This is a genomic window from Scytonema sp. UIC 10036, from assembly GCF_009725235.1.
Genome location: NZ_WJFC01000057.1, coordinates 40,838 through 67,003, shown reverse-complemented (window position 1 = coordinate 67,003; position 26,166 = coordinate 40,838). Strand labels below are relative to the sequence as shown.

Genomic DNA, 26,166 nt, shown 5'->3' with positions numbered 1-26,166 from the left:
CTTTATAAGGGGGGATTAAGGGGGGTAAATAAGCCAATCAATTTCCCCCCTTTATAAGGGGGGATTAAGGGGGGTAAATAAGCCAATCAATTTCCCCCCTTTATAAGGGGGGATTAAGGGGGGTAAATAAGCCAATCAATTTCCCCCCTTTATAAGGGGGGATTAAGGGGGGTAAATAAGCCAATCAATTTCCCCCCTTTATAAGGGGGGATTAAGGGGGGTAAATAAGCCAATCAATTTCCCCCCTTTATAAGGGGGGATTAAGGGGGGTAAATAAGCCAATCAATTTCCCCCCTTTATAAGGGGGGATTAAGGGGGGTAATTCTAACTTGTGACTAGACTCACCGTACAGCACTGCTCTCCGCACCACAAGATGCAGAATTTACTTCTTGGAAATTTCTAAGGATAAAGACCCCGGTCGTGAAGTGCTTGAGCAACGCGACCAACACCCAAAGTATATGCTGCCAACCGCAGAGGTATGTGACGTTGTTGAGATTGTTGCATGACTTGACGGTATGCCTGCACCATCAGCAATTCCAGTTCCTTATTGACACGCTCTTCATCCCAAAATACATAAGAAAGACCTTGCACCCACTCCAGATAACTCACCACAACACCACCAGCGTTTGCCAAAATATCTGGTAGCACCACGATCCCCTTTGCTTCCAAAATTTCATTTCCTTCAAGAGTCACAGGACCATTAGCTGCTTCTGCCACAATCTTTGCTTCTACCTGATGAGCGTTTTTCCCTGTGATTTGATTCTCTAACGCCGCCGGAACCAACACATCACAGGGCAAAGTCAATAGCTCAGCATTACTAATTGGCACTGCATCTGGGTACCCAACAAGGCTCTTGTGGTTTTGTGTTGCATAGTCTTTTAAAGCAGGGATATCCAGCCCGATATCTGAATAAACTCCTCCAGAAGCATTAGAAACAGCAATAATCTTTGCTCCTGCTTGGTGCATCAATAAAGCTGCCGCAGCACCTACATTTCCAAAACCTTGAATTGCTATTCGCGCTCCTGCTAACGACTTACCCATATCTGCTAGCGCTTCACGTACAACAATCGTCGTACCGCGTCCGGTTGCCATTTCCCTTCCTCTCGAACCACCTATGGAAATAGGTTTCCCAGTGACAACTCCCGGTACGGCATGACCTACATTCATTGAGTAAGTGTCCATCATCCATGCCATCTCACGAGCAGAGGTTCCCATATCTGGTGCGGGAATGTCTTCTGATGGACCGATATCTTTAATTAACTCCGTTGTGTAACGTCGGGTAATTCTTTCAAGTTCTCCAACACTATAGAGTTTTGGATCGATCGCAATACCTCCTTTTGCACCTCCATAAGGCAAACCAACGAGCGCACATTTCCAAGTCATGAGCATCGCAAGTGCTGACACTTCTTGTAATGTAACAGCCGGATGGTAACGCGTACCGCCTTTGTAAGGACCTAAAATATCGCAGTGTTGTACCCTATGTCCAGCAAGAACTTCAATCTCTCCATTATCCCTCTTGACGGGAATAGAAACTGTGATGACTTTGCGTGGGTGTCTCAGAAGTTCCAACAAACCCCGATCCAAATTCAATTCTTTTGCAGCCTGTTCTAGATAGCTACAGGCTTGATCGAACGGACAAATATGCGCGGGGGTTGGAGCCACCAACGGGATCTCGCAAGAGGAAACCATAAAATTTTCTCCTTATAGCGGTATTTTCGCTCTTTTAGACGTGTACGATTGTTAGTTCCTGAAATGACTCTTATATGGGGTCAAATCTATGCTTTTTTCATAGTTTTATCGATTATTTGCCATAGCAATTGTTGAATTGGGATAGATATCCCAATCAAACCGATATCAGCACACATGTAGCTCCAACTGCTTTCAACCCTTGGCGATTGTGACAGTGTTGGGAGAGTATTTGGTAGTCTATCCTCCAGCACGCAACATGACTTTTCAAGTGCGGCTGTGCAACAAGTCGTGTTGGTTTATACTGGAAGAAATGACTTTGTCAAGATTCGACCACATTTGAGGGAACTATGCTTAGCGTATCCTTATTTTTCTAAAAAAATATCATTTTTGTAAATTTCGTTACAATTTGCCTTGATCCCTTGTGGATTAGGGTTGAGAATAGGAATTTTTGCGCTCGCAGGCTCAAGCAAGGAAGACCGTGTAAAGCTAGAATAAGGAGGCGTTTGATGCCTCGTGCATTACAAGTACAATCACCTTGTGATGGTACCTACTCCTCATCCGAAAGATGGTTTGCAGGTGAAGTTGCGCTCACTTGAAAAACGTTGTAAGTAGATGCACAAACGCCCCCTGCAAAAAGGAACGGAAAAACCATGGCAAAGTATGAGAGACCGCAAATCCCCGTTTTCAATCGCCTAGAAGATGAACGCCTTTACCGCAAGCAACACCTAGCTGCAGCCTTTCGTGTATTTGCACGTTTTGGTTTTAGTGAGGGTACAGCAGGTCATATTACAGCCCGCGATCCGGAATTCACAGACCATTTTTGGGTCAATGCCCATGGATTCAACTTTGCTGAAATCCGGGTTTCAAACCTTCTTCTAGTTGATGCAAAAGGAGAGGTTGTTAAAGGCGAAGGTGGAGTGAATCGAGCTGCTTTTGCCATCCATTCCCAAGTGCATGAAGCGCGACCGGATATTGTCGCCGCCGCACACGCTCATTCAATTTACGGTAAAACGTGGTCAAGTTTTCATCGTTTACTCGATCCCCTCACTCAAGATTCTTGCGCTTTTTACGAAGACCACGCAGTATTTGACGACTATACTGGCGTTGTGCTAGACCCTAAAGAAGGCAAGCGCATTGCTGAAGCATTAGGCAACAAAAAAGCAGTTATTTTAAGCAATCACGGTCATTTGACAGTCGGTCAAACTGTTGACGAAGCAGCGTGGTGGTACATTAGCTTAGAGCGATCGTCCCAAGCTCAACTATTGGCTGAAGCAGCGGGTCAACCCCGTCTGATAAAACCTGAAACCGCACGCCTCACACGCGGTCAAATTGGAACCCCAGTAGCTGGGTGGTTCAGTTTTCAGCCAATCTATCAAAAGGCGGTACGCGAAGAACCTGATTTGTTGGAGTAGTAACCCCTTTTATTTAGCCCAACGATTGGAAATCGCGGCTATACAAACAAAGTCCGCAAGGCAAGGACTAAATTATCTCCTCGTTCCCAGGCTCCGCCTGGAAATGCCTTACTCGAGGCTCCGCCTCCTGTAACCTACAGCCACGAGGCAGCCCACTAGTCTCTTGTAAATTGAGCCAGCGAGGACGCCCACCCCACGAGACGCAATACTACTCTGATAAGACAAATCTCAGAATGGTCGAGGTGTGCAATCCAGTAAAGACTCTTTACATTGGCGATCGCGTACCGTCTCCGAAGGAGAATCGCTAAAAACTAGACCCAAAAATTTAGCCTGAAATCGTCATTTTAACTTACGCACATAATTCTGTTTTTGTCAACCGTTATGACTTGACCGACGCTCTAGCAATTCCAAAAATGCTTTACACTGTCGAATTTGGCATTTTGGCAATTACGTTAACTGCGTTTTGGAGTAATGTAAATATGTTCTTGCTCAAAAAAGCTTATTGCAAGACTAAAGCCTCCTCTTCCCGATTAGCTACCAAGTTTTGTATTTAGCAGCGATCGAGAACTGCCAGACGTGATACCGTTTTAATGTATGTATCACGGGAGTCAGGAATCAGGGTTTAGGGAAGAGAGATTTTTTTCCTTTGGTATCAATTTTTCTCTTAAATAGCTCATTGGTTTTTGATTGAGGAAATTTTACCTCGGTATATCTCAGTATATATAGCAGTCTTTTTTCTAATTAGTATAAATTGAGATTTAATTTTAACTACAGTATTGTAGTGAATTTGCTGAAGCTACAAGTCATAATTATTTTTAACAATTTGCTTTCCTGTTTTTCTTTGTGAAGCTTGTAAATGGAATTAGAAAATTTAGATTTTCAGGGAGCATCGTGTGAACATTAGTGATGAACGTGGCAGTGGCAGATTTAGCTTTTAAAAATTTGTAATGCTAATCAATACTTTAGATACTGCCAGATGGGACATCTCATCTGGATCTGAGTAATATTGCTTCTCAAAAAAATGACACCTCAAATGTCAAAAATGGTAGGTTGGTTGAGGAACGAAACCCAACAATAAGGGTTCAAGTTGGGTTTCGTTCCTCAACCCAACCTACTTTATAATCATCTCTAAGGTATAAATCAAGATTAAAGTTGGTATCGCTATCTGTAGGTAGCTTAAATCGTTCTAGCCTTACAGTGTCTTCATATTCCAGCCAATGAGCTATTCTTGAAGACTCCGGTTTGAGTCTCTGGTACTTGCAGGAGCCTCTGTCTAACTCCTTTGAGTCTAACTGTTCTAAATCCCATATGGGCAGGTTCTCGGTCTGTATAGCTGGAATATCAAGAAGTTGATATATATCTTTATACTCCGAAGAGTAAACTTCTGTATTAGCTAATTCTGAGTGAGTGTCTTCATTATTATCATTTTTATCGTTCATCATATTTGGTGAACCCCACCTGTTGGAGAAGCTACTGTTTTAGCTTTCCCTAAAATTTTGCAAAATTAACAGGGGGCATTGTTCGGAAATCTCTTGACTCTCTAGTTCACTGGAGAGTTTAAAATGACAATGGTAATTCTCTCTCCTGAGAGGGTAAAGACAGGGTAAAGTAGGTATGTTAGTTCAAGAACCGCTAAAACAAATAGGCGAAGTCGCTAAAGAAAGTGGCGTTCCTATTAAAACTATCCGCTATTATGAAGAACTAGGATTGCTTCAAGCTTCGGGGAGAACTGAAGGTGGATTTAGATTGTTTAATTCTGAGGTTTTTGCACGGTTAAAATTTATTAAACGTGCTCAAAATCTGGGATTAACTTTATTGGAAATCAAAGAGTTTTTAGATGTTCATGATAATGGGTTTATGCCTTGCGATCGCATAAAAGTGCAGTTGAAAAACAAGCTCTCAGCTATTGATGAACAAATTCAGCAATTATTTATCCTAAAGTCAGAGTTGGAGGGGCTACTTTCTAGTTGGGAAAAAATCACCGAACAAAGCGAAGAAACTATTTGTCCTATTATTGAGCGCAATTAAATAGACACAGGCGTGGAAAAGATGTAGGGGCGCAAGGCATTGCGCCCCTACATCTTTTTCAACCCCAAAGAACGCAGAATATCCGCAGCAGACATTTCCCCCGTTCTACAACCGCCTTCCATGTAACCTTGAAACAATTGGGAGCAGTGTTCGCCTGCAAAAAATAAATTCCCCACCCGTTGTTGTTCAACTCCTGCAATTGTTGTCCACTGTCCCACAAGGTAACAAGCATAGGAGCCTTTCGTATAGGGTTCCCGACGCCAATAAGCACAAATAGGTTGACCCCGATACACACTACCAATCCCTGGAAAAATATTTTCTAATTGGGATAGCAGTTTTTGAGCCTGAATTTCAGGTGAATTTAGCCCTAGTGGTAAACTTTTTTGACCCCCAGAAAAGTTGGTGAGTAAACCACTTGAGCCTTTTTGATAATGGGATGGCTCCCAGATGGTTTGAAAGTTTAAGTCAGTCGTGACAAATCCAGTTGAGTTATGCCGCGTGCGCCAAATTCGTTCTTGATAGGCAGTAATTAATTTAGCATTGTTACCATAACCTAATTCTGCGATCGCTTTCTTTTTCAAGATTGGCAAATCTACATTTAAGGAGACATCACGCAAAGTACTAAACGGTAGGGCAAACAAAATTCGCTCGTAAATTCTCTCAACAGAGCGGTTACCAGAACGTAAACTCACCCGGTATCTACCATCGCTTTGAGTGGCGATCTCTTCTAATTCCGTCTCTAGTTCAATAGAATTTTTCAGCAATTGTGCCAATGAACGAATGATGCGATTGTTCCCACCAACAATCTGATACCGTTCATCACTTTCTTTCAGTGGAGCGAAGCTGTTAGTATCCGTACCAATAAATAACAACATATTTAAACTAGATTGAATTCTAGTTTCTTGACCGTATAAACCCGTGTAAGTTTTTTCAATGATTGCTTTTAGAATTGGATGAATTTGTGCTTCCTCTAAGTACTGAGTAATAGAAATATTATCTAACTTAATAGCCAATTGATTCTTGGTTCGATAATTTACAGGTGCTTTACCAATTCCTGCCAAATCTCGCTCTATTTTTTGTACCAATGGTGGTAACCACTGTAATATTTCTTTCTCTAAAATTATCCGTCCATCAAAATACGATATTCCTTCTATCAAATTGCTATCTATAGTATACAAATCTACAATTTCTAGACCTAATTCCTTTGCCAAATTGCGTAAGCTTGTATGATGACTATCAATAAATTCTCCGCCCAAGTCTACAGGTATAGAAGTACCAGCAACATTATGTACTGTATGTATCCGCCCGCCAACACGATTTCTAGCTTCAATAATATCTACAGGGACGCCAGCTTGAGAAAGGCGGTAAGCAGCAACAAGCCCTGCAATTCCCGCACCTACGACTAAAACTTTAGGATTTTTGGCAAATGCAGCAGAAGTTGGTTCCCCATGCCACATCATTGCACTCATAGCACTTGCCAATCCCAAACCGCCATATAGAAGACGTCGGCGGGTTATCTTTTGCCGGACAATATCAGCTATTTCGTCTGCTGGAATCCCTGTTTTTAGCGATGCCCTAGTGATTTTATAAGCTCGCCGTAATGATGCCATCAACGCCGATCTTGACATTAGGTATGCCTTTATGTATTGCCTCTTAATTAAGTAATATACCTTAAAAGCAGCCCTAAACCCGCAGGAAGTTAAGACCACTTTTGAGTGCCTCATACCATAGAAGCGATTTCTCAACTTCTTGCCAAGAAAGAGGTGGGTTCACAATTTCCGATTGTTCTTGTTGTAGAGATAATTGCCACCAAGCAACATCGTACCACTGTCCCAGCTCATAACCAACTGCCTGGTAAACACCTACTAACGTAAAACCTACTGCTTCATGTAAAGCAATACTTGCGGGATTGATTAACTTGACTCCGTGACGATATTGAGATAAAAGTATAATTTCTGCATTAGCAGTCAGTGCAACGACATTTACCCATGTGGGATAGTGAAGGACATGATAGGGTTCTATGAATTTACCAGTTTTTGTTAAACATCGATCGCTTTGAATCTTTAACCATCGATCTTCATAACTGATTGTACTTCCAATAACTTGCCAGGGTTCTAACATTAACCTCACCTCAGTAAAGTTAGGATATCAGTGAATATCGCTTTTGCTCCCACTTGCATAAATAAAATAGTTATCTGTGACTTTAACATCTGCTTGAAATCCCGCTTGTATTAACTTGTCATGAAGCTGTTCGGGAGAATAAAAAATTTTAACAATCTTAAATTCTTGGTTATCATTTAATTTTCTGGTGACGTAAATATTTCTGTCATTTTCTAAAATATGATTTTTGGCTGTTGATGTTGGCTCGAAGCGAGAGTCAATCATAAAGACTTGTCCGCCAGTACGCACCGCTTTATAGACTTTTTTCAAAAATGAGTCAACCAAATTTGGTGGTACATGAGAAAGCCAAAAGGAGAAAAATACTAGCTCGTACTCAGTATCGGATTCCCAATTAAATAAATCGATTTGCTGATATTCAACCTTCGCCGCACCTAATTTGCTGCGATTAATCTCAATCACTTCACTAGAAGCATCAATGGCAGTAATTTTCTTACCAATCTTTAAAAGTTCCTGAGTCCAAATTCCTGTACCACATGCTAGCTCTAGAACGTGTTCCACATGACCAATTTGGTACAAAGCATTTCTGATGACAGCAGCTTCGTTAAACCAATGCTGGTTGATTTCTTCTCCGCGATCGTAACGTCCAATTCTGTAGAACCATTCGTCGTATTCGTTGGCTCTTGCACTGTAGTAAGCAATTTGTTCCTGAATAATACTATCTGTCATTATTTCAAAATCAAGAGTGGGAGCAATACTACGTAGGTTTTGCTAAAAACACAAATTCAAGGTAGGTTGGGTTGAGGAACGAAACCCAACATTTATCAGCATTTGTTGGGTTTCGCTATCGCTCTACCCAACCTACAATTTCTCTCAGCCCTTGCAATATTGAGAATGGGAGTACTTCTTAAATAAGCAATTGCGATCGCTACTGTCTTGAAAATAGGAGACAGGGGTTAGGAGCGATCTAAGAGGAATTTTCACGATTGTCGAAATAAAATTTTTTCATCGGGACTGCCTAATCTTTTGAGCTTAAAAGTCTACTACTAATGGTGTCAATTGTGATTTTACCGTAATTTACAAAAAACTTTTGTTGTCTTCAAATTACTTAACTTGATAAATAAACCGTATTTAATTTTTTGTCTTTCATACTGAACGCACGATCCGAACGTACCCTGCGCTCGTCAATCTACTCAAACTTATGATTCTGTTTGCAACCAATCTTCTAAAAGAATTCCTGTAACTTTCTGCATATCAGAATCATGAGAAACCAGAATTAAGCCATGTGCGATCGCTGTTGCAGCTATCAGAATATCTGCATCTTCCAGACGGTTACCTCTCCGCTTTAAATCCAAATGAATTTCACACGCTTTCTCAAAAATTTCTAACTTGTCTAAAAATAAAACTCTGTAATTTGTGCAAACTTCATTAAGTTCAGATAATTGCCTAGTAGCATTTGCGTAAATCAGACCTCTTTTAGATTCGTAGTATGCTATACAACTTATAAAAACTTCTTGTCTTAAAAACCTTACTTCTTCTAGTTTATTAATTATTTTTTCATTTTTTTTCAAAATAGCCGTTAATATATTTGTATCCAAGAGATAACCCATTATGACTCACTATCTCCCTTTTACTGCCTCATCATACATTTTTACTTGCTCCGGAGTTAAATCATTTAATGTTCCAGCAACTGCTTCTATTACTAAAATACTATCAATTATACTTATTAATTCATCATCTGGAATACTTTTTACATATTTCGGAGAAAATTTATCTACAAATTTTGCTAAATGTTGAATCATTCCCTCTTTATCTAACTTTTCCCTGTACAGGCTATTATCTTCTATCAATTTCTCAATAATCTTTGATATCCGTACAATGGCTTCCTTTCTTTCACTATAAACTTCGTGCATAATTTACTCCTTGTGTAATTTCATGAATTCAGAGAAAATCCATTATCCTCAGCATAACTTATCTTTTGTGAGATTTAGGGGTGCGCTCGTCAATCTACTCAAACTTATGATTCTGTTTGCAACCAATCTTCTAAAAGAATTCCTGTAACTTTCTGCATATCGGAATCATGAGAAACCAGAATTAAGCTGTGGGTTCGCACATAAGATAAAATTTTAACAACGGAGTGAAGCAGGTTTGAGACGACGCAATTCGCGCATAAAGTGAAATCGATTGTAGCACAACGGTCTTAGCCTCAAGCGTCAATTCGCACACTATATGAAATTTTCCGACTTTGATTTAACGACAGCCCGAATGCTTTTTAAAGCGCACTTTTGAAGGACAAAAATACACACAACCCAAACGATGATAACGGGGGTGGGTCGGAAGATACAAGAGAGGATAGACTTGATGGAAGAAAAGCAGCTGGAGTTGATATCCCAGATATCTCGAGAGCAGAACAAGCCAAACCTACTAGGATTGTTCGCCAACTTGGGGGGCTTGAACTATAAGCTGTTGGGTGTGTTTGGAGGAATTCTGGTGAGCGCTTGTACTGCCACTGCCGTGATGACGAGAGCTGTGTTTGAGATGTCGCCTGCTCCTCTGCCAGTGGCTGAAAGTGAGAAGATACAGTATACTCGCGAGCAAGCGGGCTACACGAATGTGAAGTTACAGCGGGTTGAGAAGAAGCTGCGTACTGACCCACGGCAGAGATAATGACAGCACGGGCGATTAGCCCAATTGTCCTGTCAGCTGGTGTTGTAGTGCGGTTTGGTGCTGCTCTTTGAGTTGATTGAAGGGGTCTATGTTGCGGCGGTTGTTGAGTTGACCGCAGGCTGGGTGGTGATGTGAGCGCAAGCGTCCGAGGAACTGCCTGAGCCAATCGCCCGTCTGCTATTAAAAAAATGCACTGCTATACAATTAGGTTAAACTTCAATAAATTGCTGATATGGCTTCACCCCAATTTTGTGTTCGGATACCACCAGAACTCGAAGAACGGCTTGTTGCTTATGCAAAACAGAGTGGCATAAGTAAAACCAAGGTCATGGTTGATGCTTTGGCGTATTACTTGGGTTGTGCTGATGATGTGCCGTTGATACGTCGGGTGCTTGAACTTGAGGAAAGAATGGCAGCAATAGAGGCGGAAATAAAGAGCAAGTAAAAAGTAAGTAGCTCCTATTACAATTCTTCTCGCCGAATTTCAAATTCACGTAGTTTCTTTCTTGCTGGTGGTTTATTCTTTAGAATTGCTGTCACTATATTTGTATCAAGCAAATAAGCCATTCTTAAATTATCTCCCTGCGACAGCAGAATCAAACATTTCTATTTGTTCTGGTGTTAAATCATTTAATGTTCCCGAAACCGCCTCTATGACTAGCACACCATCTATTCTTTCTTTCAAATCATCATCATCAATAGCCTTTAATTGCTCTATTGAAAAGTTTTCTAGCAATAGATTTGACACAAGTTGAATCATTTCATCCTTATTTAGTCTTTCTCTAAATAAAATATTCTCTTGAAATAATTGCTCTACTATGGGTGATATCCGATTAGAAAGTTTGTTTTTATCACTAGAAACTTCGTACATAATTTACTCCTTATATAGTTGAATGAATTCATATACAACAAATTATTCTAAGCATAACTTATTTTTGTGAGATTAATGAAACGATCGCTGCTACCGCAACAGGTAGCTGATACTTTTTCCAAAATTAAGGTGCTACCAAAACAAGTGAGTATCAAGGAAATTATTTGGAACGGCAATGCGGAATATAAACTCCCTGGCGTAGATAACCAGGAGTTTTTTGGTAAGAGTGATTAACTAACATCATTACAAGCGATGCAGCAAGCTTAAGCCATGAGTATCAGTCCCACAACTGTTAAATAGGTGGTATTCACTGGCTAATTGTTGCACCTGTTCTGATTCCCTAACACTGGGTTTCCACGGGTTGGGGTTGTTGTAAGCGTAAAAAGATTCTACGCCATCAATACCAGCGGCGGCGGCGGCGGGAATCAAATCAAAGTGCGATCGCCGATAACGAGCCGGATGAGCCAAAACTGCCAGTCCTCCTGCTTCATGAATAGCAGATATCACGTTAGCTGCTTGATAGTCTTCGCCTGTGGTGACTTTTCTTTGAATGTAAGGTCTGATACTGGTTTGTTCTACATCGAAAGCATAACCCAGAATATGAACTTCTGTATTGAGAAGATTGGCGTTAATTTCTACACCAGTCCAAAGCTGGGGTGCAGTTGCACCTGGATGATTCCATCTCCATTGTTCTAACCAATTTTGCGCTACTTGATAACCAGCTATACTATGGTGGTCAGTAATGGCAAGCCCTTTTAAACCAATGGCAATCGCCTGCTCCATCAATGCACTTGGTTGTAATTTACCATCAGAGTGGACGGTGTGCATGTGAAAGTTGAAACTCATCGGACAACTCAATGCATTTATGCTTTGAAATATATACTTCAATTGTTCGCTTGAGGTGGATACCTCGGCAACCTTTACAGTCATACGTACCTCTTTTTCAAATAGGTCATTTTTTACACAGAAAAGCATGACGCTAATAGCCCAGAATACACCAGCACTACATAGGTGTGTTGGTAATAAGCTTCTGGGCATCTTTGGCAAATTTTTTCAATATGTTAAGACTACGTTAGCAAATTCAAAGGCTGACGGTCATGCGTATATTCGATTGGTTTTATAAGGAAAAGTAAGAAATATTGCAGCCCGTCTCCGTTCAATTCACAAGCTACAACTAGTAGGAATCATTTATCGAGAAAGGCAGAGGACAGGAGGAAATTCTAGTTCCTGCCCTATCTCAAGTGAGCGAATGTTCAAATGCACAAGAAAAAAATGGGATAAAAACGAAAAGAGGTTTTTAACAATATGTATAAAATATACTATTTAAATTGGTAATCCCAACAATTCACCAGAACCTGTAATAACCTCGCCAATGGAATGGGCTGTAATATTTTGTAAAGTAAAATGTGCCATTGCCGGCTCTACTTCATGAGGGGGAACAAGCAGTACAAACCCGATCCCCATGTTGAAAGTGTTATACATCGCTTGTGAATTCACAGATCCCTCTTCGGCTAGCCACTGAAATATAGGCGGGATAGACCAACTCTTGGGATCGATCTTAATCGCTTGACCTTTACCCAAGCAACGTGGCAAATTTTCAGGTAGTCCTCCACCCGTAATATGTGCCATCCCGTGGATTTCTAACCCTGCTTTCCGCGCCGCCAGCACGGGTTTAACATAAATGTAGGTAGGTGTGAGGAAAATTTCTCCCAGTGTTTGCCCTCCTAATATGTCAGGGCGATCGCTCCAAGAAAATCCTTTGTCGCTGACAATTTTCCTCACCAAGCTAAAGCCATTGCTATGTACACCAGCACTTGGAAGAGCGATCGCGACATCTCCCACCTGTACTTGAGAACCATCAAGCATCTGGCTTTTCTCCACAATTCCCACACAAAAACCCGCCAGATCGTACTCACCCACTTGATAAAAACCGGGCATTTCTGCAGTTTCTCCCCCCAGTAAGGCGCACCCCGCCTGCTTGCACCCAGAGGCTATACCTGCAACCACCTCAGTTAATTGTTCTTTTTCCAAATGACCCGTTGCCAGGTAATCTAAAAAAAACAGAGGTTCTGCGCCAGATGTCAACACATCATTAACACACATTGCCACCAAATCAATCCCTATGGTGTCGTGACGATTGAGAGACTGAGCAATTTTGAGTTTTGTTCCCACTCCATCAGTTCCTGAAACCAGAACTGGTTCCTGATAACCGTATGGTAGTTGAAAACAGCCGCTAAAACCGCCCAATCCACCAAGCACCTCTGGTCTAAAAGTACTATGAACTAAATTCCGAATTTGATTGACAAATTCTCGACCCGCCTCAACGTCAACCCCCGCCTCTTTGTAGTCCATCTGTCAATAATTGTTAGTAGTTAGTGGTTAGTGGTTAGTGGTTAGTGGTTGGTGGTTGGTGGTTAGTGGTTGATGGTTGGTGGTTGGTGGTTGGTGGTTGGTGGTTGGTGGTTGGTGGTTCGTACCCAATATCAACTAACCACTAACTACTATCAACTAACCACTAACTACTATCAACTAACCACTAACTACTATCAACTAACCACTAACCCTTAAAATACCTCATCTTCAATACCAATCCACCATTCCCCCAAATTCATCAAGTCTTGGCGGATATCCTCTAACTCTTGAATATAATCAACTTCCGTCATCGCGTCTTTACGCTCTTGAAGTTTTTTCAATCGCAACTGTACTAACAGCCAAGGCTTGGTTATGCTGTTAGTTTGTTCTAAGTACTTTGCCAATTGTATACTATCCATACATTCACTTTACCACAGCCCAGCATACGTAACTAAAAAACTATACCAATTGGTATGGCTTGAGCAAAAACAGCCACGAGCGAAGTCGTGACTGCTTCTAAAGAGCGTAAATCAATTATTTTTGTCTGACAAATTTCGCATAACCTACTATCGTTACCAGCACATAACTGACAGATAATTAGTAGGCTTTGGCATAATTTTCAGCCGCAAAATCCCAGTTTACTAACTGCTCTAGGAAGTTCTTGATATATGCAGGGCGAGCATTTCTAAAATCAATGTAGTAGGCATGTTCCCAAACGTCTAGGGTCAGAAGCGCCTTCTGTCCGTGAGCTAGGGGATTTTCTGCATTTGGTGTTTTAGTGACTTTTAAAGTACCACCATCATCAATTAGCCAAGCCCAACCGCTACCAAACTGAGTTGCAGCAGCGTTAGAAAACTCTTCTTTGAATTTGTCAAAGCTACCAAAATCTTTCTCAATCTTAGAAGCTAGTTCACCTTTTGGCTGACTACCAGCACCGGGTTTTAGGGAGTTCCAAAAGAAAGTGTGGTTCCACACTTGGGCGGCGTTGTTGAAAATCCCTGCTTTGGAGGAATCTTTGAAGGAGATTTTAATGACCTCTTCTAAGGATTTGTCGGCAAGTTCTGTACCGTCAGTCAGCTTGTTCAAGTTGTCTACATACGCTTTGTGGTGCTTACCATAGTGATACTCGAAGGTCTCACCTTTCATGCCGTATGGCTCTAAAGCATTAAAGTCGTATGGTAGTGGTTCCTGTACGAATGCCATTGTGTCTAATCCTCTCTTTACCGTATTTCAGTTTAAAGCCACCGGGGTAGCTATGGAAATGACAGGTTTGTGTTAAGCAGTTTCAGGAGCTTAAAACTACGATACCAAACTTAACAGTTCGATTTTACCTAAAAATCTCACTTGAATGACCCATTCTTCAGTAGGATTGAGACTTCGATCTGTTTGAACTGCAGCGAGCGGCGATTCCAATGGGGTTGCATACCTTTGGACAACGATTGCAGGGTGAGGGTTTGGTTGATTATTTGGCGTTGGTTGGGCGTGACGATCGCAGTGAATCGCCTGCTTTGTTGAGGCTGCTGGCGGAGAAATACGGGCTGGATTATGACTGCTTGCTGGATGAAGCCGATCCCCGTTGGGAGGATTTGTATGGTGAGGGCTAGTAACGGTTGTGGGATGATTCGAATGTAGACTTAGAAGCAAGGTTTTGGCAAAAAGTAGAGCAGTTTACTATTGACCCTTTCGAGCCAAGCTTGAAAACTCATAAATTGTCAGGCAAGCTTAAAGACTTATGGAGTTTTAGCTGAGAATATGATGAAAGAGTATTGTTCTACTTCATAGAGGATGGTAAAGCTGTGTTTGTTGATATTGGTAATCACGATGAAGTGTATTAAATAGTGCCAATCCTTACTTATTGTATCTGCTTCACCACTTACCCTACTGTCATAACTATTTTAACTTATTCATCATCGCTCTATAAAGAGCAGGATTTTTTGAGCGAACGAGGATAAAGTATGATTTTTTCATACTTTATACTTTATCCTTCTTCAAATGTTTCCCACTTTTTTGCCATCTCAAGTTGAGCAAATACAAGATGCAGATGCGATCGCTCTGCTTCAAAATATTGAACGAATTGCCATTACGAGTTCCTTAAGCCGCCAACCAATTCTTACAACATATATCCATCAAGGGAGTCAGGGAATACCAATTTTACTATTGCATGGTTTTGACAGTTCCATTTTAGAGTTTCGTCTTCTTTTACCGTTACTTGCACCTTACAATGAAACATGGGCAGTAGATTTGTTAGGCTTTGGCTTTACGCAAAAGCAAAAAGAAATAAACTATAGCCCAAGTACCATCAAAACTCACCTTTACCATTTTTGGGAAACCGCGATCGCTAAACCTGTGATATTAGTGGGTACATCAATGGGAGGAGCGACTGCAATTGACTTTACCCTAACTTATCCTCAAGTTGTGAAATCTCTAGTCCTGATTAATAGCATAGGTTATACTTCCGCTCCAGCTTTTAGCAAATACTTATTTCCACCATTTGATTTTTTAGCTGTAGAATATCTGCGTCAACGCAAACTTATGGTATTTAATTTAGGTAGTTCTTTTGCTAATTTAGACAAGAAAACGCTTGCAGATATTCAATGTGCTATGCTACATCAAGAAATGCCTGGGTGGCATGAAGCTATGATTTCTTATGCCAAGACTGGTGGATACGATGATTTAGCCGATAAAATTCCTCAAGTTGACAAACAAACGCTAATTTTATGGGGAGAAGCTGATGATATGCTAGCACCAGAAGACGCAGAAAACTTTCATAAGGATATTAAGCATTCTCAATTGATAAAGGTAAAGAATTGCGGTCACGCTCCCCAAATTGAACAGCCAAAAATTATAGCCCAATGTATTCTAGAATTTCTAAAAAATGGTACCTTTTAAATAGGTCAGCAATAACAAAGCGTCAAATTTTTAGGTTCCGTTCGTAGTTGCGCTTTAGCGCATACACTGCGTAATAGTAAAATTTGATAAAAACTATTACCACTGTCATCTAGAAAAAGTACGCCAACGCACTCCAAAGCTATTAGAAGATATTGTATGCCTAGAACAGCGCGAACAGTTACTGCTAGCCCTACTAGCCTATTGGAGTTGAACCTTGAGTAATTTGAGTTAAAGCTGATTTTACTTTCTCCAAGTGTCAGAAAGTCAGTAATAAGTCGAAGGTAACTCGAAGTTCTTGCAGTTGAACTCGGAATCAGTCATGTTTTGATGGAAGCGAATATGTCAATGTCAGTCTTATTCTTTCCAATGGAAAAACCCTAGCCATCAAGCTAGGGTGAGAATGGGAAGCCCAGATGTCGATAAGAGTTTCAAATAGCAAAATCCAAAAGACTTAACCAACTGCAAAAGCAACCAAAACTAAAGTAGTGACAAGTAACGTAGCAAACACGCCTTGGCTCACATATTGACGTTGCTCCCAAATAGCGGGGTATTCAGCAAAGTGCATTTTTGGCTCAGTTGGGTAGTTGTTAAGAACACCATCTTCGTTAACAGTGGTATACATAGCTCGTTTCCTTGTTTGTTATCTTATGTAAATAAAGATAACGATATTGTTACAAAACTTCAAGAGTGCTTGACATAGAAAAATGAATAGCATCCATAAGAGAAGTTAATCTGTAGGTGTTACAATACAGCTTTTAAATAGTTCTAACCGAACATTTTAGTTCGGTAAACACGACTTGATACTATTGCAAACAATACGTTTTGATATCAATTTAAAATAGAGACTTTATTAATGCCCAATACCCGAAACATTGGTTTTGTTGGCTTTTCGGTTGTAATAAACTCTTCTAGTTATACTTTGCACAGTCATAAGCTGAGCATTCAAATGAACAACATCCTTTGTAGGGGTGCAAGGCATTACGCCGCTACACTTGGTTCAAAAGCGCAATCTATACCCATGGGAAGTATAGACGAGCGATCGCGCTTACCGAACAGTGAAGCGCGATCGCACAACCGATAAGGCTTAAGCCATTAAGCGAAGCTTATCGCTAACAACGATAAGCACAAGCCGTAGGACAACGTTTTTTTGCATCATTTTATTCTGATGGTTTATTGAACTCAACTGCATCACGTTTAATTGTGATGTCATACTTTCCAAAAAAGTTTTGTCCTAAAAGACCAGTTTCTTTGTTAGAATTTAAAATAGCAACTTCTACATTATCAACCTTTACACCACCAACTTCTATTGAATTAACATAACCAACGGGAAATTTTTCTACTTTACCACTTGCCATAATAAATTTTTCTTCTCTCACTGGCTTAACCTTTAAATTATCTGCCGTCTTCTTATTAATAACTGTTGTACTAGCTCCTGTATCCAACATCATTTCTTCTTCTTCGTTGCCATTAAAAGTCACATCTAAAATTGGACAACCAGCATCTCTTCGTTTAATTTGAGCTGGACCGTCCTTACGTGGATAATAAATAATTAAAGCTGCTAAAAGAATAACTATGGCAAATTCCATGTCACGCCCTCCGTAAATCAACTCACATTTCAACTTGTTTGCAGAGTAAAGACAGTGGCGATAAGCTGGGTACAGCTTGTGTGCTCGATCGCTCGCACCAGTATTGTTGCTTAAAGCAACCGATGTATCTGCATTTGATAAATAGCGTCTTAACCGCGCTAGTCAAGTTTATATTTTCACTCTAAGTAATGTCATCAAACTGCAATAGTACCCTGGAGGGTGCTTTGCTATCGGGTTGTCACCAATTCACATCTAGCATGATAGAATCAATTCGTTATCATTAAGGGTGTGCTGAATTTTCTTCAGCTATACTTGCAGATTCTTAGCAGTCTAACTATTTCTCAATAAATTATTAGTAAACTTGGTTTTTCCAATCGAGTGAGTAACAACATAGCTGAACCTACATCACTTTAGGTTTCAACAAAAGTGCATACTTATTTACCTGCTTCGAGCGTTACATTATCCCATTTATAACTTTCATAAAACTTATGTCCTCAAAAAAAAAGCAAAATCGTCGCTCTAGACAACCTAATTCTAATCCGCCCTTAGTAGCATCTAATGACCGAATCTCTAAATTACTACAAAGTGAAGATTTAGTGCCAGATCCAAGTCAAGGTAGCGATAAGTTTTTCGATCTCATAACTTGGAATATCAAATTCTTCAACAACCGTGACCCGAAGCGAGTAGCTATTATCACAAACATTTTACATGAATTGAATGCTGACATTTTCGTATTCCAAGAGATTGAAGAGCATTCCCTTGACGTTGTAGCGCAAAATCTCATCGATTCCAGTGCTGGGCTTTATAAAGTCGCTTACGGAACTACAGGTGGCGACCAACGTGTAGCTATTATGTATGATACGGAATGGGTGAAAGCGTCAGAAGACATCAAAGAACTATTTGGTAACGAGGATTTAACTGTCAACGTAGAAAATTTGAAAAAGCAAGTTTTCCCACGTCTGCCATTAGCAAGCAACTTTGTGGTTCGCACGGCTGACGATCCCTTCGACTTTAACTTAGTAGGAGTACATCTTAAGTCTCAACGTGGTGGCGGTTTTGAGCAACGCAAAGCAGCAGCACAACGACTTGCAGAATACATTCAAAATGATGCAGCAGATGAAGATATTATTATTGCAGGTGATTGGAATGCCGATCCGAATCGACCTGAATGGGAACCTATTCAAGATCTAGAAAAGCAAGGCTTGCTCAAGTTTGAGGGTTTTAACTTTGTTAATTCTCAAGTGGAAGGCAGTCACCTAAGTGTAGGGGGTCGTCGGTCAAAACTCGATGTCGTAGCTGTCACTATCGATGCAGCTAAGGCAGTTGTCAAAGAAGCAGATGTGGTAGAGTGGACAATTCTAGACGATAGCCCTTTAGCATTAACAGAAAGGGAAGTTCGTAAGAAGGTGATTGATACCATTAGCGACCACTTACCAGTACTAACACGTTTCAACTTTACAGATCGCGATGCTGATGACGAGGCTTGAGCCTTTCACCGTTTGCTGATACAAATACCTCTGTAGGGACGCAAGGCCGCCGCGCCCCTACGACTAATAGATATGTATCATACATTTCGTTGTCCTCAATTTATAGTATCCATGTACTAAAAGGGTTACCTATCTCTTTTTACTGAAGATGAGGATAAGATTTATCTGCTACGGGCTGCGTTCATCTGCGGTTCCATAACTTTTTTTTATGTATTGCACCCAATTGAAAAGCCCTATATACGTACAAATCCACCGCCAAATGCAAAAGCACGGACGCCAAAAGGTGCATCCGGTTTGGGAGTCGTAGTAATAATACTAATCACACCTCCAAAAGCATCAGCACCGTAAATAGATGACGCCGAACCTTTAAGAACTTCTAATCGTTCGACTCGAAAGGGATCGCTTCCCAAATCCAGACCAAATTCTAAATTCGGTAAGCTTTCCCCATCCACCAGTACGCCAATCCGTTCTCCTGTCAATCCGCGAACGTTAGCAGAACCACTCAACACACCCAAACGGTTAATAACAATTCCTGGAAAAGCTTGCAGTTGTTCGCCAACAGTCCGAGGAAGGGCTTCTTCCCTCTCCAGTTCCTCTTCTGTTTTGATGTCTACCGTCGCTAGTATTTCCCGTAGAAGAGTCGTGGGGCGATTGGCGGTAACACTCAGTTCAATATCTGACTCTTGTTCTTGTTTTGCGGTGAGTTCTTGTGGTTCAGCGCTTGCAGATGTCTGTGCTGGTGCAGCTACTGTCAGCACCAAGTTACCATCACTTTGTTCTATCTTAACGGCAGGTGGACTATCAATACCAGTCACTACAGTACGTACACTACTGGTATTGAAGGAAGTGACGGTAACACTAGTGATACCATTAGCAGGATTGCTGACATTAAAAGGTTTTCCTGACTCCAAACGCAGTTGGGTATTTGTCAGTTCAGCGATATAAGTCTTTTCATAGGTAGAGCTAACAACTTTTGACAACTTGGGGCTTGTTGTCTGCAAGATAACCTCAATTCCTTCTTTAGCAGGATTGACGGTAACATCAGTGACTTGGTTCATTTCAGCCCATACAGGCTGAGCGGATAGGAGGGCGATCGCTCCTACGATATAACAGCTTGTTAACACGGGCAATTGTTGCACCATGACTCCTCACATAACATCCTATTTAATTTGGATGCAGAAACACACTTTGCTTTGAAAATTTTTCTCATAATATCATTCTACGGGACTAAATTCTACTTAAATTCCCTACAAAGATATAATTTTTTTTACAGGAGCTAGTTGTGCGACGTTACGGACTTCCAAATAAAAAATATGGCGTTGCTGAATTAAAATATGAATTATTTTTTAGCCTCACGCAAAGACGCAAAGACGCTAAGGTTTTTCTGTGACGAGTGCGTGCGATTTTCATACTATCAATCAGCAATGCTAAAAATAGCCTACAATTTCTTGTGGTGCAGAAATAACTTCTTCTCGCGCTCGGCTGCAAAAGCAAGACAAGCTTTTATGTCTTCCGAAGTTAGTTCAGAAAAATCTTCCAAGATTTTTTCTTCTGTCATACCGCCTGCAAGGTATTCTAAGATATCGTACACGGTAATTCGCATTCCCCTAATACAGGGTTTTCCATTACGTTTTCCAGGCTCGCTCGTGATAATGTTGTTATAATTCATGAATTAATCAATATATTGGCTCAGTACTAGTTGGAAGCGCTCGTAAAGTGTTATTGGTAGCAGGAACTACTTAAGACGATACAGTATTTCGCCAGCTTTCGGCACAAGCAAAATACCTTCATTCTCCCGATTAGCCCATTCTGTAGGTCGAATGGTAGCCGGATCGCAATAGTTTAAGTTATGAGCAGCACAGCGTTCGGGGGAAATACCAGTCGCTAGGGTGACACGAATCCGTGCTTGTTCGCCTTTTTTAGGATCGAAAGTACCCATACCTTTCAAGTGAGTACTGTGGGCTAGTACTCCACCGGGATAACCTTGGAATTTATCCCACTGTTTGAGGAAGTAATCTCGCACGTGGTAGCCAACTTCAGCCAAGATTTTACCGTGTGTATAGCTAAACTCACTAATGTGAGGTGCATATATAATTAATTCACCTCCATCAGCCACTACAGGCTCTAGCTTGTACATTCCTTTAGCTGCTGTCCAAATGTCATCATACATTTTGGGCATGACAGAAAGCACTTGTTTAAACGGCTTGTCTACGTATTTGATATGCAGTTTGGCTGATAATTGTGAAGCCGCTTCCCACGCTTCCTCTGGTTTCTCGATGTAAAGCCCAGCTAATTGATTCGTTTTTGGTGCGACTACCATTGCCAAACAAAGCTTTGGAGTAGGAATTAGGCTGGCGGCTCGGTTAATCAATCGCCGAACGGGTGTTATTCCTGGTGTACCAATGATTTCATAACAGGTAATTAATGCCCCCAGCCAGTGTGATAAATTGATGACTTCCAGACCACTAATACCAGGAAAAAAATATTTATTTCCACCGGAAAAACCAACAACTTCGTGAGGAAAGACTGGACTGCAAACAACAATTAAATCGTATTCTGTTACAAGTTTGTTAATCCTCACTTCTACTGGCTGATACAGCATTCCATTGCTGATTTCTCCTATTTCCGAAGCTGAAATAACTCCACAAGAAATAAAGGTATCCGGTTCATTCCAAAGATGGTTAAAGATGCGAACTTTTTTAAAAGTTGTTTCTCTCTCTTCGGGGGTTACTCCCACCAAGCGATTGATTTGTTCTTCACTCATGGGATTATGTGTACCCAAAGCAATCAAAAAATCCAGAGATACAGCCCTCTCACTCAATTCTTTGTGTAGCAATCGAAACATTTGAGGAATGGGAGCAGAGCGAGTTCCATCGGGAATTAACACTAGGATGCGCTGTCCATCTAACTTGGGGTCTGCCAAAGCTTCATGAACCAACTGAGAAACTTTTTCTTCGGAAAGTATTCCGTTAGTTATGGCTGCTGAATACATTTTTAAACTCCACTATAAATACTAAACCCACCGTCTACTGGCACGACTACCCCGTTGACAAAACTAGAACCAGCACTGCACAACCAAATTAAGGTGCTGAGTAATTCGTTTGGTTCTCCAAAACGACCTGCTGGGGTATGCTCAATGATTTTTTGCCCGCGAATGGTTAAACTGCCATCTGGATGTAGTAGTAAATCTCGGTTTTGCTCGCCTATAAAGAAACCAGGTGCGATCGCATTCACTCTCAGCCCAGCTCCATACTTTTGCGCGAGTTCTACAGCTAGCCATCGTGTAAAGTTATCTATCCCCGCTTTAGCGGCTGAGTAACCAACCACGCGACTGATAACACGTGTAGCGGACATAGAAGAAATATTGACAATACAACCGTGGGGTTGACTATCCATTCCATCTCTTTCGATCATTGCTTGACCAAAGACTTGGCTGGGTAGTAAAGTCCCCATCAGGTTGAGGCTAACCACTTCCTCAAAAGCTTTATGTGGCATATCAAAAATAGTAGCATCTGCATTAATGGTGGCGGCGGGGATATTGCCACCAGCCATGTTGACTAAGATGTCTATTTGACCCCAATGTCTTAAAATAGAGGCTCTGGCTATTTCTAATTGAGAGCGATCGCAAACATCTGCGAGCACAGCCATGCTTTCTCCACCGCTAGCAGTAATCGCAGCCACAATCGCAGCCGCCCGTGCTTCATTGCGACCTAAAACAACGACTTTTGCTCCAGCAAGAGCCAAACCTTCTGCCATAGCCCCACCAAGCACACCAGAACCTCCCGTGACCACAGCTACCCGGTCTTTCAGACTAAAAAGTTTATTCAAAATCAAGTCTGGCATTAATAATTCCTCAATACATAAAAAAGTTATGGAACCGCAGATGAACGCGGATGGACGCAGATCGATCTGTACTTGATTCAACTGAGAACCGCTATAGTTTATAAGCAGCTTTAGCGAGGTCGTAAGCTAAAGCCTGAGCCATCTCATAGCCTTCTTCTTCCTCAACCAATCCACGCATAACCAATCCAGCTATCCAGTTACAAGCAACACGCCGCCAGACAGCATGACGTGCAGGAATGGAAACAAAAGCCCGTGTATCATCGTTAAATCCTGCCGTATTGTAAAGCCCAGCCGTTTCCATGACCATATTGAAGTAGCGCTCCATACCATTTACGCTATCGTGAAACCACCAGGGTGGACCGAGCAAGACTGCGGGATAATGACCAGCAAGAGGAGCTAGTTCGCGGCTATAAGTGCTTTCATCCAATCCAAACAGGATTAAGTGAAAGTGTGAATTGTTACCATAAGCGTTCAACAGAGGGCGCAGATTTTCAGTCCACTCTATTTTTAAAGGAATATCAGCACCTTTGTCAGACCCAAAGCGTTCAAAGATATCGGGATTATGATTACGCATAATCCCGCAATGCATTTGCATCACCAACCCATCCTCCACACTCATACGAGCCATTTCCACGAACATATGACCAGTAAAACGCTCTGCATCACCTGGATTTAGCTTGTTAGTTAATGCTCTTGCAAAAATCGTTTCTGCTTCTTGCGCGGAAAGACGCGTAGTATAAGGTGTAGCTGCACTTTGGTCAGTAGCCGTCGCACCCATTTTTTTAAAGAAAGCCCGACGTTCTTCTAAAATTTGTATAAAAATAGCGTAAGTGTTAATTTCTCGTCCTACAGTGCTTTCTAGCTTAGTCAGATTTTCGCGCCAACTTGGAGTGTCTAGATTAACCACTGCATCTGGTCGAAAAGTAGGTTTGATTTGAGTAAAACCTTCTTGGTGGAGAGATTGATGGTTCTCAAGAGTATCGCTCGCTGCATCAGTAGTACAAAGCACTTCAATGTTAAAGCGTTTGAATAAAGCACGAGGTGAAAATGCTGGTAACGCTAACTGCTTTTCTAAATAATCGTAGATATAACCAGCATTGCGAGCATTTAAAGGCTCATCCACCCCAAAGACGTTAATAAGTTCGTCTTTCAACCACAAACCCGATGGAGTACCCCGAAATAGGTAAAAATGTTCGGCGAAAATTTGCCAGATTTTGCGGTGGTCAGTTTCTACAGGCGAACCATCGCTTGTAGGGATACCCAAAGCTTGCAAAGATATACCCCGACTGTAGAGCATGCGGAAAATGTAGTGATCGGGGATAATAAATAATTCGGTCGGCGACCCAAAACGGGCGGTTGGATTAGCTAACAAGGCTGGATCTACGTGACCGTGAGGACAGACTAACGGTAGAGCAGAGATGGTTTCAAAAAATTGATGGGCTAGCCGTCTTTGAACGGGTTCTGGAGCAAAGCAACGATTAGGAGATAAACTCCATTTTTTGGTCAACATATTTTTTTGGTTATTTGTCATTTGTCATTAGCAATTAGCAATTAGCAATTAGCCATTAGCAATTAGCCATTAGCAATTAGCCATTAGCAATTAGCCATTAGCAATTAGCCATTGATTATTGGTTCTGTAGTGCTACCTCGTTTTACTAGAAAAGGAGATAAAACAAGATTTTCTACACTTTTTTCCTGTAATACATCAAGTAACATTTGCATAGCAGAGCGACCAAGTTCTAACATTGGTTGGCAAACTGTTGTCAGTGGCGGGGTAACGTAACGCGACAGTGCAATACCATCAAATCCAACTAGGCTTAAATCTTGCGGTACTGAAATACCTAGCTCTTGACAAGCAAGCATTGCTCCAACGGCTACCATGTCGTTATAACAAAAAATGCCAGTTACGCCATTATTAAATAGTGTAGGTAGCAGTTGTTGACCGATCGCAACATCGTTGGTTCTGCCATATTCTTCATCACTCATTGCCACCCAATCAGTCTTTGGTGATAAACCAGCTTCACTCAGAGTCATGCGATATCCTTCCAAGCGCAGCTGGTTCGATCTACTGCGATCGCCTACACCCAAGTATCCAATAGAGGTATGTCCTAGACTCAAAAGATGCTCTACAGCCAATCGCGCACCCAAACAGTCGTCTATGGCAACAAAGTGAAACATTTCGGGCTGCTCTTGAGTCTGGCTATTGAGAAAAACTATTGGTACGGCAATTTGCGCGAGTTGCTGTGTATGGTGTTTGCTAATTCGCGAATCGGCTACCAAGATACCGTCCACCCGGCGGCGGTGAAAACTATCAATAGCTGCTACTTCTTGCTCAAAATCTCGGTGTGAAGTACTTAACAACACACTCAAGCCCGCCGCTCTAGCTACTTGTTCTATTCCTTCTACCACCTCAGCAAAAAAGGGATCTGCGATGGAAGTGACGACGACTCCGATAGTATTCGTGCGTTTATTTTGCAGGCTTTGAGCTACAGCATTAGGCACATAGTTCATTTCCCGCGCTATTTTCTTAATTTCCTCTCGCACCTGAGGGCTAATGAGAGAGTTATCTCGCAATGCGCGTGAAACCGTGGAATGAGAAACGCCTGCTCTTCGAGCAATATCTTCTATGGAAATTTTTCGTTTGCTCATTTGTCATACTTAATTTTTCTTTTGCACACGTGTGCATAAATATATTATAGTAAATTTTAGACAGTGCGATCGACAAATTACAAATCAATGATTATTATCTTAATGGGTGTTTCAGGAGTCGGCAAAACTACCATAGGAAAACTGCTAGCAGAGTCTTTACAGTGGGAATTTAGTGACGCTGATAACTTCCACTCGATAGAGAATATAGAGAAAATGCGAGGTGGTATCCCCCTCAGTGACGCGGAGCGAAAACCCTGGTTGCAAGATTTGCAGGCAGCTATTAAACACTGGTTGCAGGAAAATAAGAATGTGGTATTGGCTTGTTCCGCATTAAAAGACAGCTACCGCGAATATCTTGTATTGGATAGCGATCGCACCAAACTAGTGTACCTCAAGGGGTCTTACCAGTTGATTCAACAGCGATTGCACGAGCGTCAAAATCATTACATGAGCGAAAAATTGCTCAGCAGCCAATTTGAGACACTTGAAGAACCATCAGATGCTATATACATAGATGTTGCCGAGCCACCCCAGGTAATTGTACAAAACATTAGAATGGTTTTGGGAATTTAGCT

General features: G+C 41.4%; 31 protein-coding genes. 9 read left to right on the top strand and 22 right to left on the bottom strand.

Annotated features, from left to right (window positions below; genetic code table 11):
• Window positions 1–399: 399 nt before the first annotated feature.
• A complete protein-coding gene (locus F7734_RS25575) occupies window positions 400–1,689 on the bottom strand; it encodes a Glu/Leu/Phe/Val dehydrogenase (RefSeq protein ID WP_155747452.1) in 1,290 nt (429 codons plus the stop codon).
• Between the two features lie 650 nt (window positions 1,690–2,339).
• On the opposite strand from F7734_RS25575, the gene F7734_RS25570 reads away from it, so the two are divergent.
• Window positions 2,340–3,101: a class II aldolase/adducin family protein gene (locus tag F7734_RS25570; RefSeq protein ID WP_155747451.1), complete on the top strand. Its 762-nt coding sequence runs from the start codon at window positions 2,340–2,342 to the stop codon at window positions 3,099–3,101.
• Window positions 3,102–4,183: 1,082 nt separating this feature from the next.
• Here F7734_RS25570 and F7734_RS25565 read toward each other — a convergent pair.
• On the bottom strand, window positions 4,184–4,543 hold the full coding sequence (locus F7734_RS25565) for a hypothetical protein (RefSeq protein WP_155747450.1): 360 nt from the start codon (window positions 4,541–4,543) through the stop codon (window positions 4,184–4,186).
• Window positions 4,544–4,715: 172 nt separating this feature from the next.
• Here F7734_RS25565 and F7734_RS25560 point away from each other — a divergent pair, with 172 nt between their 5' ends.
• On the top strand, window positions 4,716–5,129 hold the full coding sequence (locus F7734_RS25560; protein ID WP_155747449.1) for a heavy metal-responsive transcriptional regulator: 414 nt from the start codon (window positions 4,716–4,718) through the stop codon (window positions 5,127–5,129).
• A gap of 47 nt (window positions 5,130–5,176) precedes the next feature.
• Here F7734_RS25560 and F7734_RS25555 read toward each other — a convergent pair whose 3' ends face one another.
• From F7734_RS25555 to F7734_RS25530, 6 genes are all read right to left on the bottom strand, one after another.
• Window positions 5,177–6,757, bottom strand: coding sequence for an NAD(P)/FAD-dependent oxidoreductase (locus tag F7734_RS25555; protein ID WP_155747448.1), 1,581 nt, complete (start codon window positions 6,755–6,757; stop codon window positions 5,177–5,179).
• A gap of 55 nt (window positions 6,758–6,812) precedes the next feature.
• Window positions 6,813–7,250: a hypothetical protein gene (locus F7734_RS25550; RefSeq protein ID WP_155747447.1), complete on the bottom strand. Its 438-nt coding sequence runs from the start codon at window positions 7,248–7,250 to the stop codon at window positions 6,813–6,815.
• A gap of 27 nt (window positions 7,251–7,277) precedes the next feature.
• The gene (locus F7734_RS25545; RefSeq protein ID WP_155747446.1) at window positions 7,278–7,976 is read right to left on the bottom strand and encodes a class I SAM-dependent methyltransferase; all 699 of its coding nucleotides are present in this window, start codon (window positions 7,974–7,976) and stop codon (window positions 7,278–7,280) included.
• A 470-nt stretch (window positions 7,977–8,446) separates the two neighbouring features.
• Window positions 8,447–8,857 carry a type II toxin-antitoxin system VapC family toxin gene (locus tag F7734_RS25540; RefSeq protein ID WP_155747445.1) on the bottom strand — a complete coding sequence of 137 codons (411 nt, stop codon included), beginning with the start codon at window positions 8,855–8,857 and terminating at the stop codon, window positions 8,447–8,449.
• 9 nt (window positions 8,858–8,866) lie between these two features.
• Window positions 8,867–9,160, bottom strand: a complete 294-nt coding sequence (locus F7734_RS25535; RefSeq protein ID WP_155747444.1) for a hypothetical protein — start codon at window positions 9,158–9,160, stop codon at window positions 8,867–8,869.
• A 359-nt stretch (window positions 9,161–9,519) separates the two neighbouring features.
• Complete coding sequence (locus F7734_RS25530) at window positions 9,520–10,080, bottom strand: hypothetical protein (protein WP_155747443.1); 561 nt, start codon at window positions 10,078–10,080, stop codon at window positions 9,520–9,522.
• Window positions 10,081–10,146: 66 nt separating this feature from the next.
• Between F7734_RS25530 and F7734_RS25525 the strand changes: the two genes are divergently transcribed.
• The gene (locus tag F7734_RS25525) at window positions 10,147–10,359 is read left to right on the top strand and encodes a toxin-antitoxin system HicB family antitoxin (RefSeq protein WP_155747442.1); all 213 of its coding nucleotides are present in this window, start codon (window positions 10,147–10,149) and stop codon (window positions 10,357–10,359) included.
• Between the two features lie 17 nt (window positions 10,360–10,376).
• Here F7734_RS25525 and F7734_RS65495 read toward each other — a convergent pair whose 3' ends face one another.
• Together F7734_RS65495 and F7734_RS25520 are read right to left on the bottom strand one after the other, a co-directional pair.
• On the bottom strand, window positions 10,377–10,481 hold the full coding sequence (locus F7734_RS65495) for a type II toxin-antitoxin system VapC family toxin (protein ID WP_166482141.1): 105 nt from the start codon (window positions 10,479–10,481) through the stop codon (window positions 10,377–10,379).
• A gap of 7 nt (window positions 10,482–10,488) precedes the next feature.
• Window positions 10,489–10,785 (bottom strand): hypothetical protein, encoded by a 297-nt coding sequence (locus F7734_RS25520; protein ID WP_155747441.1) that lies wholly within the window; start codon window positions 10,783–10,785, stop codon window positions 10,489–10,491.
• A gap of 66 nt (window positions 10,786–10,851) precedes the next feature.
• Between F7734_RS25520 and F7734_RS25515 the strand changes: the two genes are divergently transcribed.
• Window positions 10,852–11,019 carry a hypothetical protein gene (locus F7734_RS25515; RefSeq protein WP_155747440.1) on the top strand — a complete coding sequence of 56 codons (168 nt, stop codon included), beginning with the start codon at window positions 10,852–10,854 and terminating at the stop codon, window positions 11,017–11,019.
• A gap of 9 nt (window positions 11,020–11,028) precedes the next feature.
• On the opposite strand, the gene F7734_RS25510 is transcribed toward F7734_RS25515, so the two are convergent.
• The 4 genes from F7734_RS25510 to F7734_RS25495 all read right to left on the bottom strand — a co-directional run bounded on the left by F7734_RS25510 (window position 11,029) and on the right by F7734_RS25495 (window position 14,340).
• Window positions 11,029–11,715, bottom strand: coding sequence for a PHP domain-containing protein (locus F7734_RS25510; protein WP_155747439.1), 687 nt, complete (start codon window positions 11,713–11,715; stop codon window positions 11,029–11,031).
• 393 nt (window positions 11,716–12,108) lie between these two features.
• Entirely contained in the window at window positions 12,109–13,137 is a 1,029-nt protein-coding gene (gene purM, locus F7734_RS25505; RefSeq protein ID WP_155747438.1) for a phosphoribosylformylglycinamidine cyclo-ligase, read from the bottom strand.
• Between the two features lie 212 nt (window positions 13,138–13,349).
• Window positions 13,350–13,556: a hypothetical protein gene (locus tag F7734_RS25500; protein ID WP_155747437.1), complete on the bottom strand. Its 207-nt coding sequence runs from the start codon at window positions 13,554–13,556 to the stop codon at window positions 13,350–13,352.
• A gap of 178 nt (window positions 13,557–13,734) precedes the next feature.
• Window positions 13,735–14,340, bottom strand: a complete 606-nt coding sequence (locus tag F7734_RS25495) for a superoxide dismutase (protein WP_155747436.1) — start codon at window positions 14,338–14,340, stop codon at window positions 13,735–13,737.
• Between the two features lie 179 nt (window positions 14,341–14,519).
• On the opposite strand from F7734_RS25495, the gene F7734_RS25490 reads away from it, so the two are divergent.
• Complete coding sequence (locus F7734_RS25490; protein ID WP_347566283.1) at window positions 14,520–14,741, top strand: cobaltochelatase subunit CobN; 222 nt, start codon at window positions 14,520–14,522, stop codon at window positions 14,739–14,741.
• 388 nt (window positions 14,742–15,129) lie between these two features.
• Window positions 15,130–16,026 carry an alpha/beta hydrolase gene (locus F7734_RS25480; RefSeq protein WP_155747434.1) on the top strand — a complete coding sequence of 299 codons (897 nt, stop codon included), beginning with the start codon at window positions 15,130–15,132 and terminating at the stop codon, window positions 16,024–16,026.
• A gap of 451 nt (window positions 16,027–16,477) precedes the next feature.
• Here F7734_RS25480 and F7734_RS25475 read toward each other — a convergent pair whose 3' ends face one another.
• Complete coding sequence (locus F7734_RS25475; protein WP_155747433.1) at window positions 16,478–16,648, bottom strand: ssl1498 family light-harvesting-like protein; 171 nt, start codon at window positions 16,646–16,648, stop codon at window positions 16,478–16,480.
• A gap of 324 nt (window positions 16,649–16,972) precedes the next feature.
• On the opposite strand from F7734_RS25475, the gene F7734_RS65490 reads away from it, so the two are divergent.
• Entirely contained in the window at window positions 16,973–17,107 is a 135-nt protein-coding gene (locus F7734_RS65490) for a hypothetical protein (RefSeq protein WP_279239759.1), read from the top strand.
• A gap of 76 nt (window positions 17,108–17,183) precedes the next feature.
• On the opposite strand, the gene F7734_RS25470 is transcribed toward F7734_RS65490, so the two are convergent.
• On the bottom strand, window positions 17,184–17,612 hold the full coding sequence (locus F7734_RS25470) for a retropepsin-like aspartic protease (protein WP_155747432.1): 429 nt from the start codon (window positions 17,610–17,612) through the stop codon (window positions 17,184–17,186).
• 488 nt (window positions 17,613–18,100) lie between these two features.
• On the opposite strand from F7734_RS25470, the gene F7734_RS25465 reads away from it, so the two are divergent.
• Window positions 18,101–19,099 carry an endonuclease/exonuclease/phosphatase family protein gene (locus tag F7734_RS25465; protein WP_155747431.1) on the top strand — a complete coding sequence of 333 codons (999 nt, stop codon included), beginning with the start codon at window positions 18,101–18,103 and terminating at the stop codon, window positions 19,097–19,099.
• A 233-nt stretch (window positions 19,100–19,332) separates the two neighbouring features.
• On the opposite strand, the gene F7734_RS25460 is transcribed toward F7734_RS25465, so the two are convergent.
• From F7734_RS25460 to F7734_RS25435, 6 genes are all read right to left on the bottom strand, one after another.
• Complete coding sequence (locus F7734_RS25460) at window positions 19,333–20,241, bottom strand: TonB-dependent receptor plug domain-containing protein (RefSeq protein ID WP_207714204.1); 909 nt, start codon at window positions 20,239–20,241, stop codon at window positions 19,333–19,335.
• A 296-nt stretch (window positions 20,242–20,537) separates the two neighbouring features.
• Entirely contained in the window at window positions 20,538–20,768 is a 231-nt protein-coding gene (locus tag F7734_RS25455) for a DUF433 domain-containing protein (RefSeq protein ID WP_155747430.1), read from the bottom strand.
• Window positions 20,769–20,834: 66 nt separating this feature from the next.
• Window positions 20,835–22,091 carry a lactate racemase domain-containing protein gene (locus tag F7734_RS25450; protein WP_155747429.1) on the bottom strand — a complete coding sequence of 419 codons (1,257 nt, stop codon included), beginning with the start codon at window positions 22,089–22,091 and terminating at the stop codon, window positions 20,835–20,837.
• 2 nt (window positions 22,092–22,093) lie between these two features.
• Complete coding sequence (locus F7734_RS25445; RefSeq protein WP_243147077.1) at window positions 22,094–23,023, bottom strand: SDR family oxidoreductase; 930 nt, start codon at window positions 23,021–23,023, stop codon at window positions 22,094–22,096.
• 10 nt (window positions 23,024–23,033) lie between these two features.
• Entirely contained in the window at window positions 23,034–24,452 is a 1,419-nt protein-coding gene (uxaC, locus tag F7734_RS25440) for a glucuronate isomerase (RefSeq protein ID WP_155747428.1), read from the bottom strand.
• Between the two features lie 104 nt (window positions 24,453–24,556).
• Entirely contained in the window at window positions 24,557–25,591 is a 1,035-nt protein-coding gene (locus F7734_RS25435) for a LacI family DNA-binding transcriptional regulator (protein WP_155747427.1), read from the bottom strand.
• Between the two features lie 87 nt (window positions 25,592–25,678).
• On the opposite strand from F7734_RS25435, the gene F7734_RS25430 reads away from it, so the two are divergent.
• Window positions 25,679–26,164, top strand: a complete 486-nt coding sequence (locus tag F7734_RS25430) for a gluconokinase (RefSeq protein ID WP_155747426.1) — start codon at window positions 25,679–25,681, stop codon at window positions 26,162–26,164.
• The last annotated feature ends 2 nt before the right edge of the window (window positions 26,165–26,166 follow it).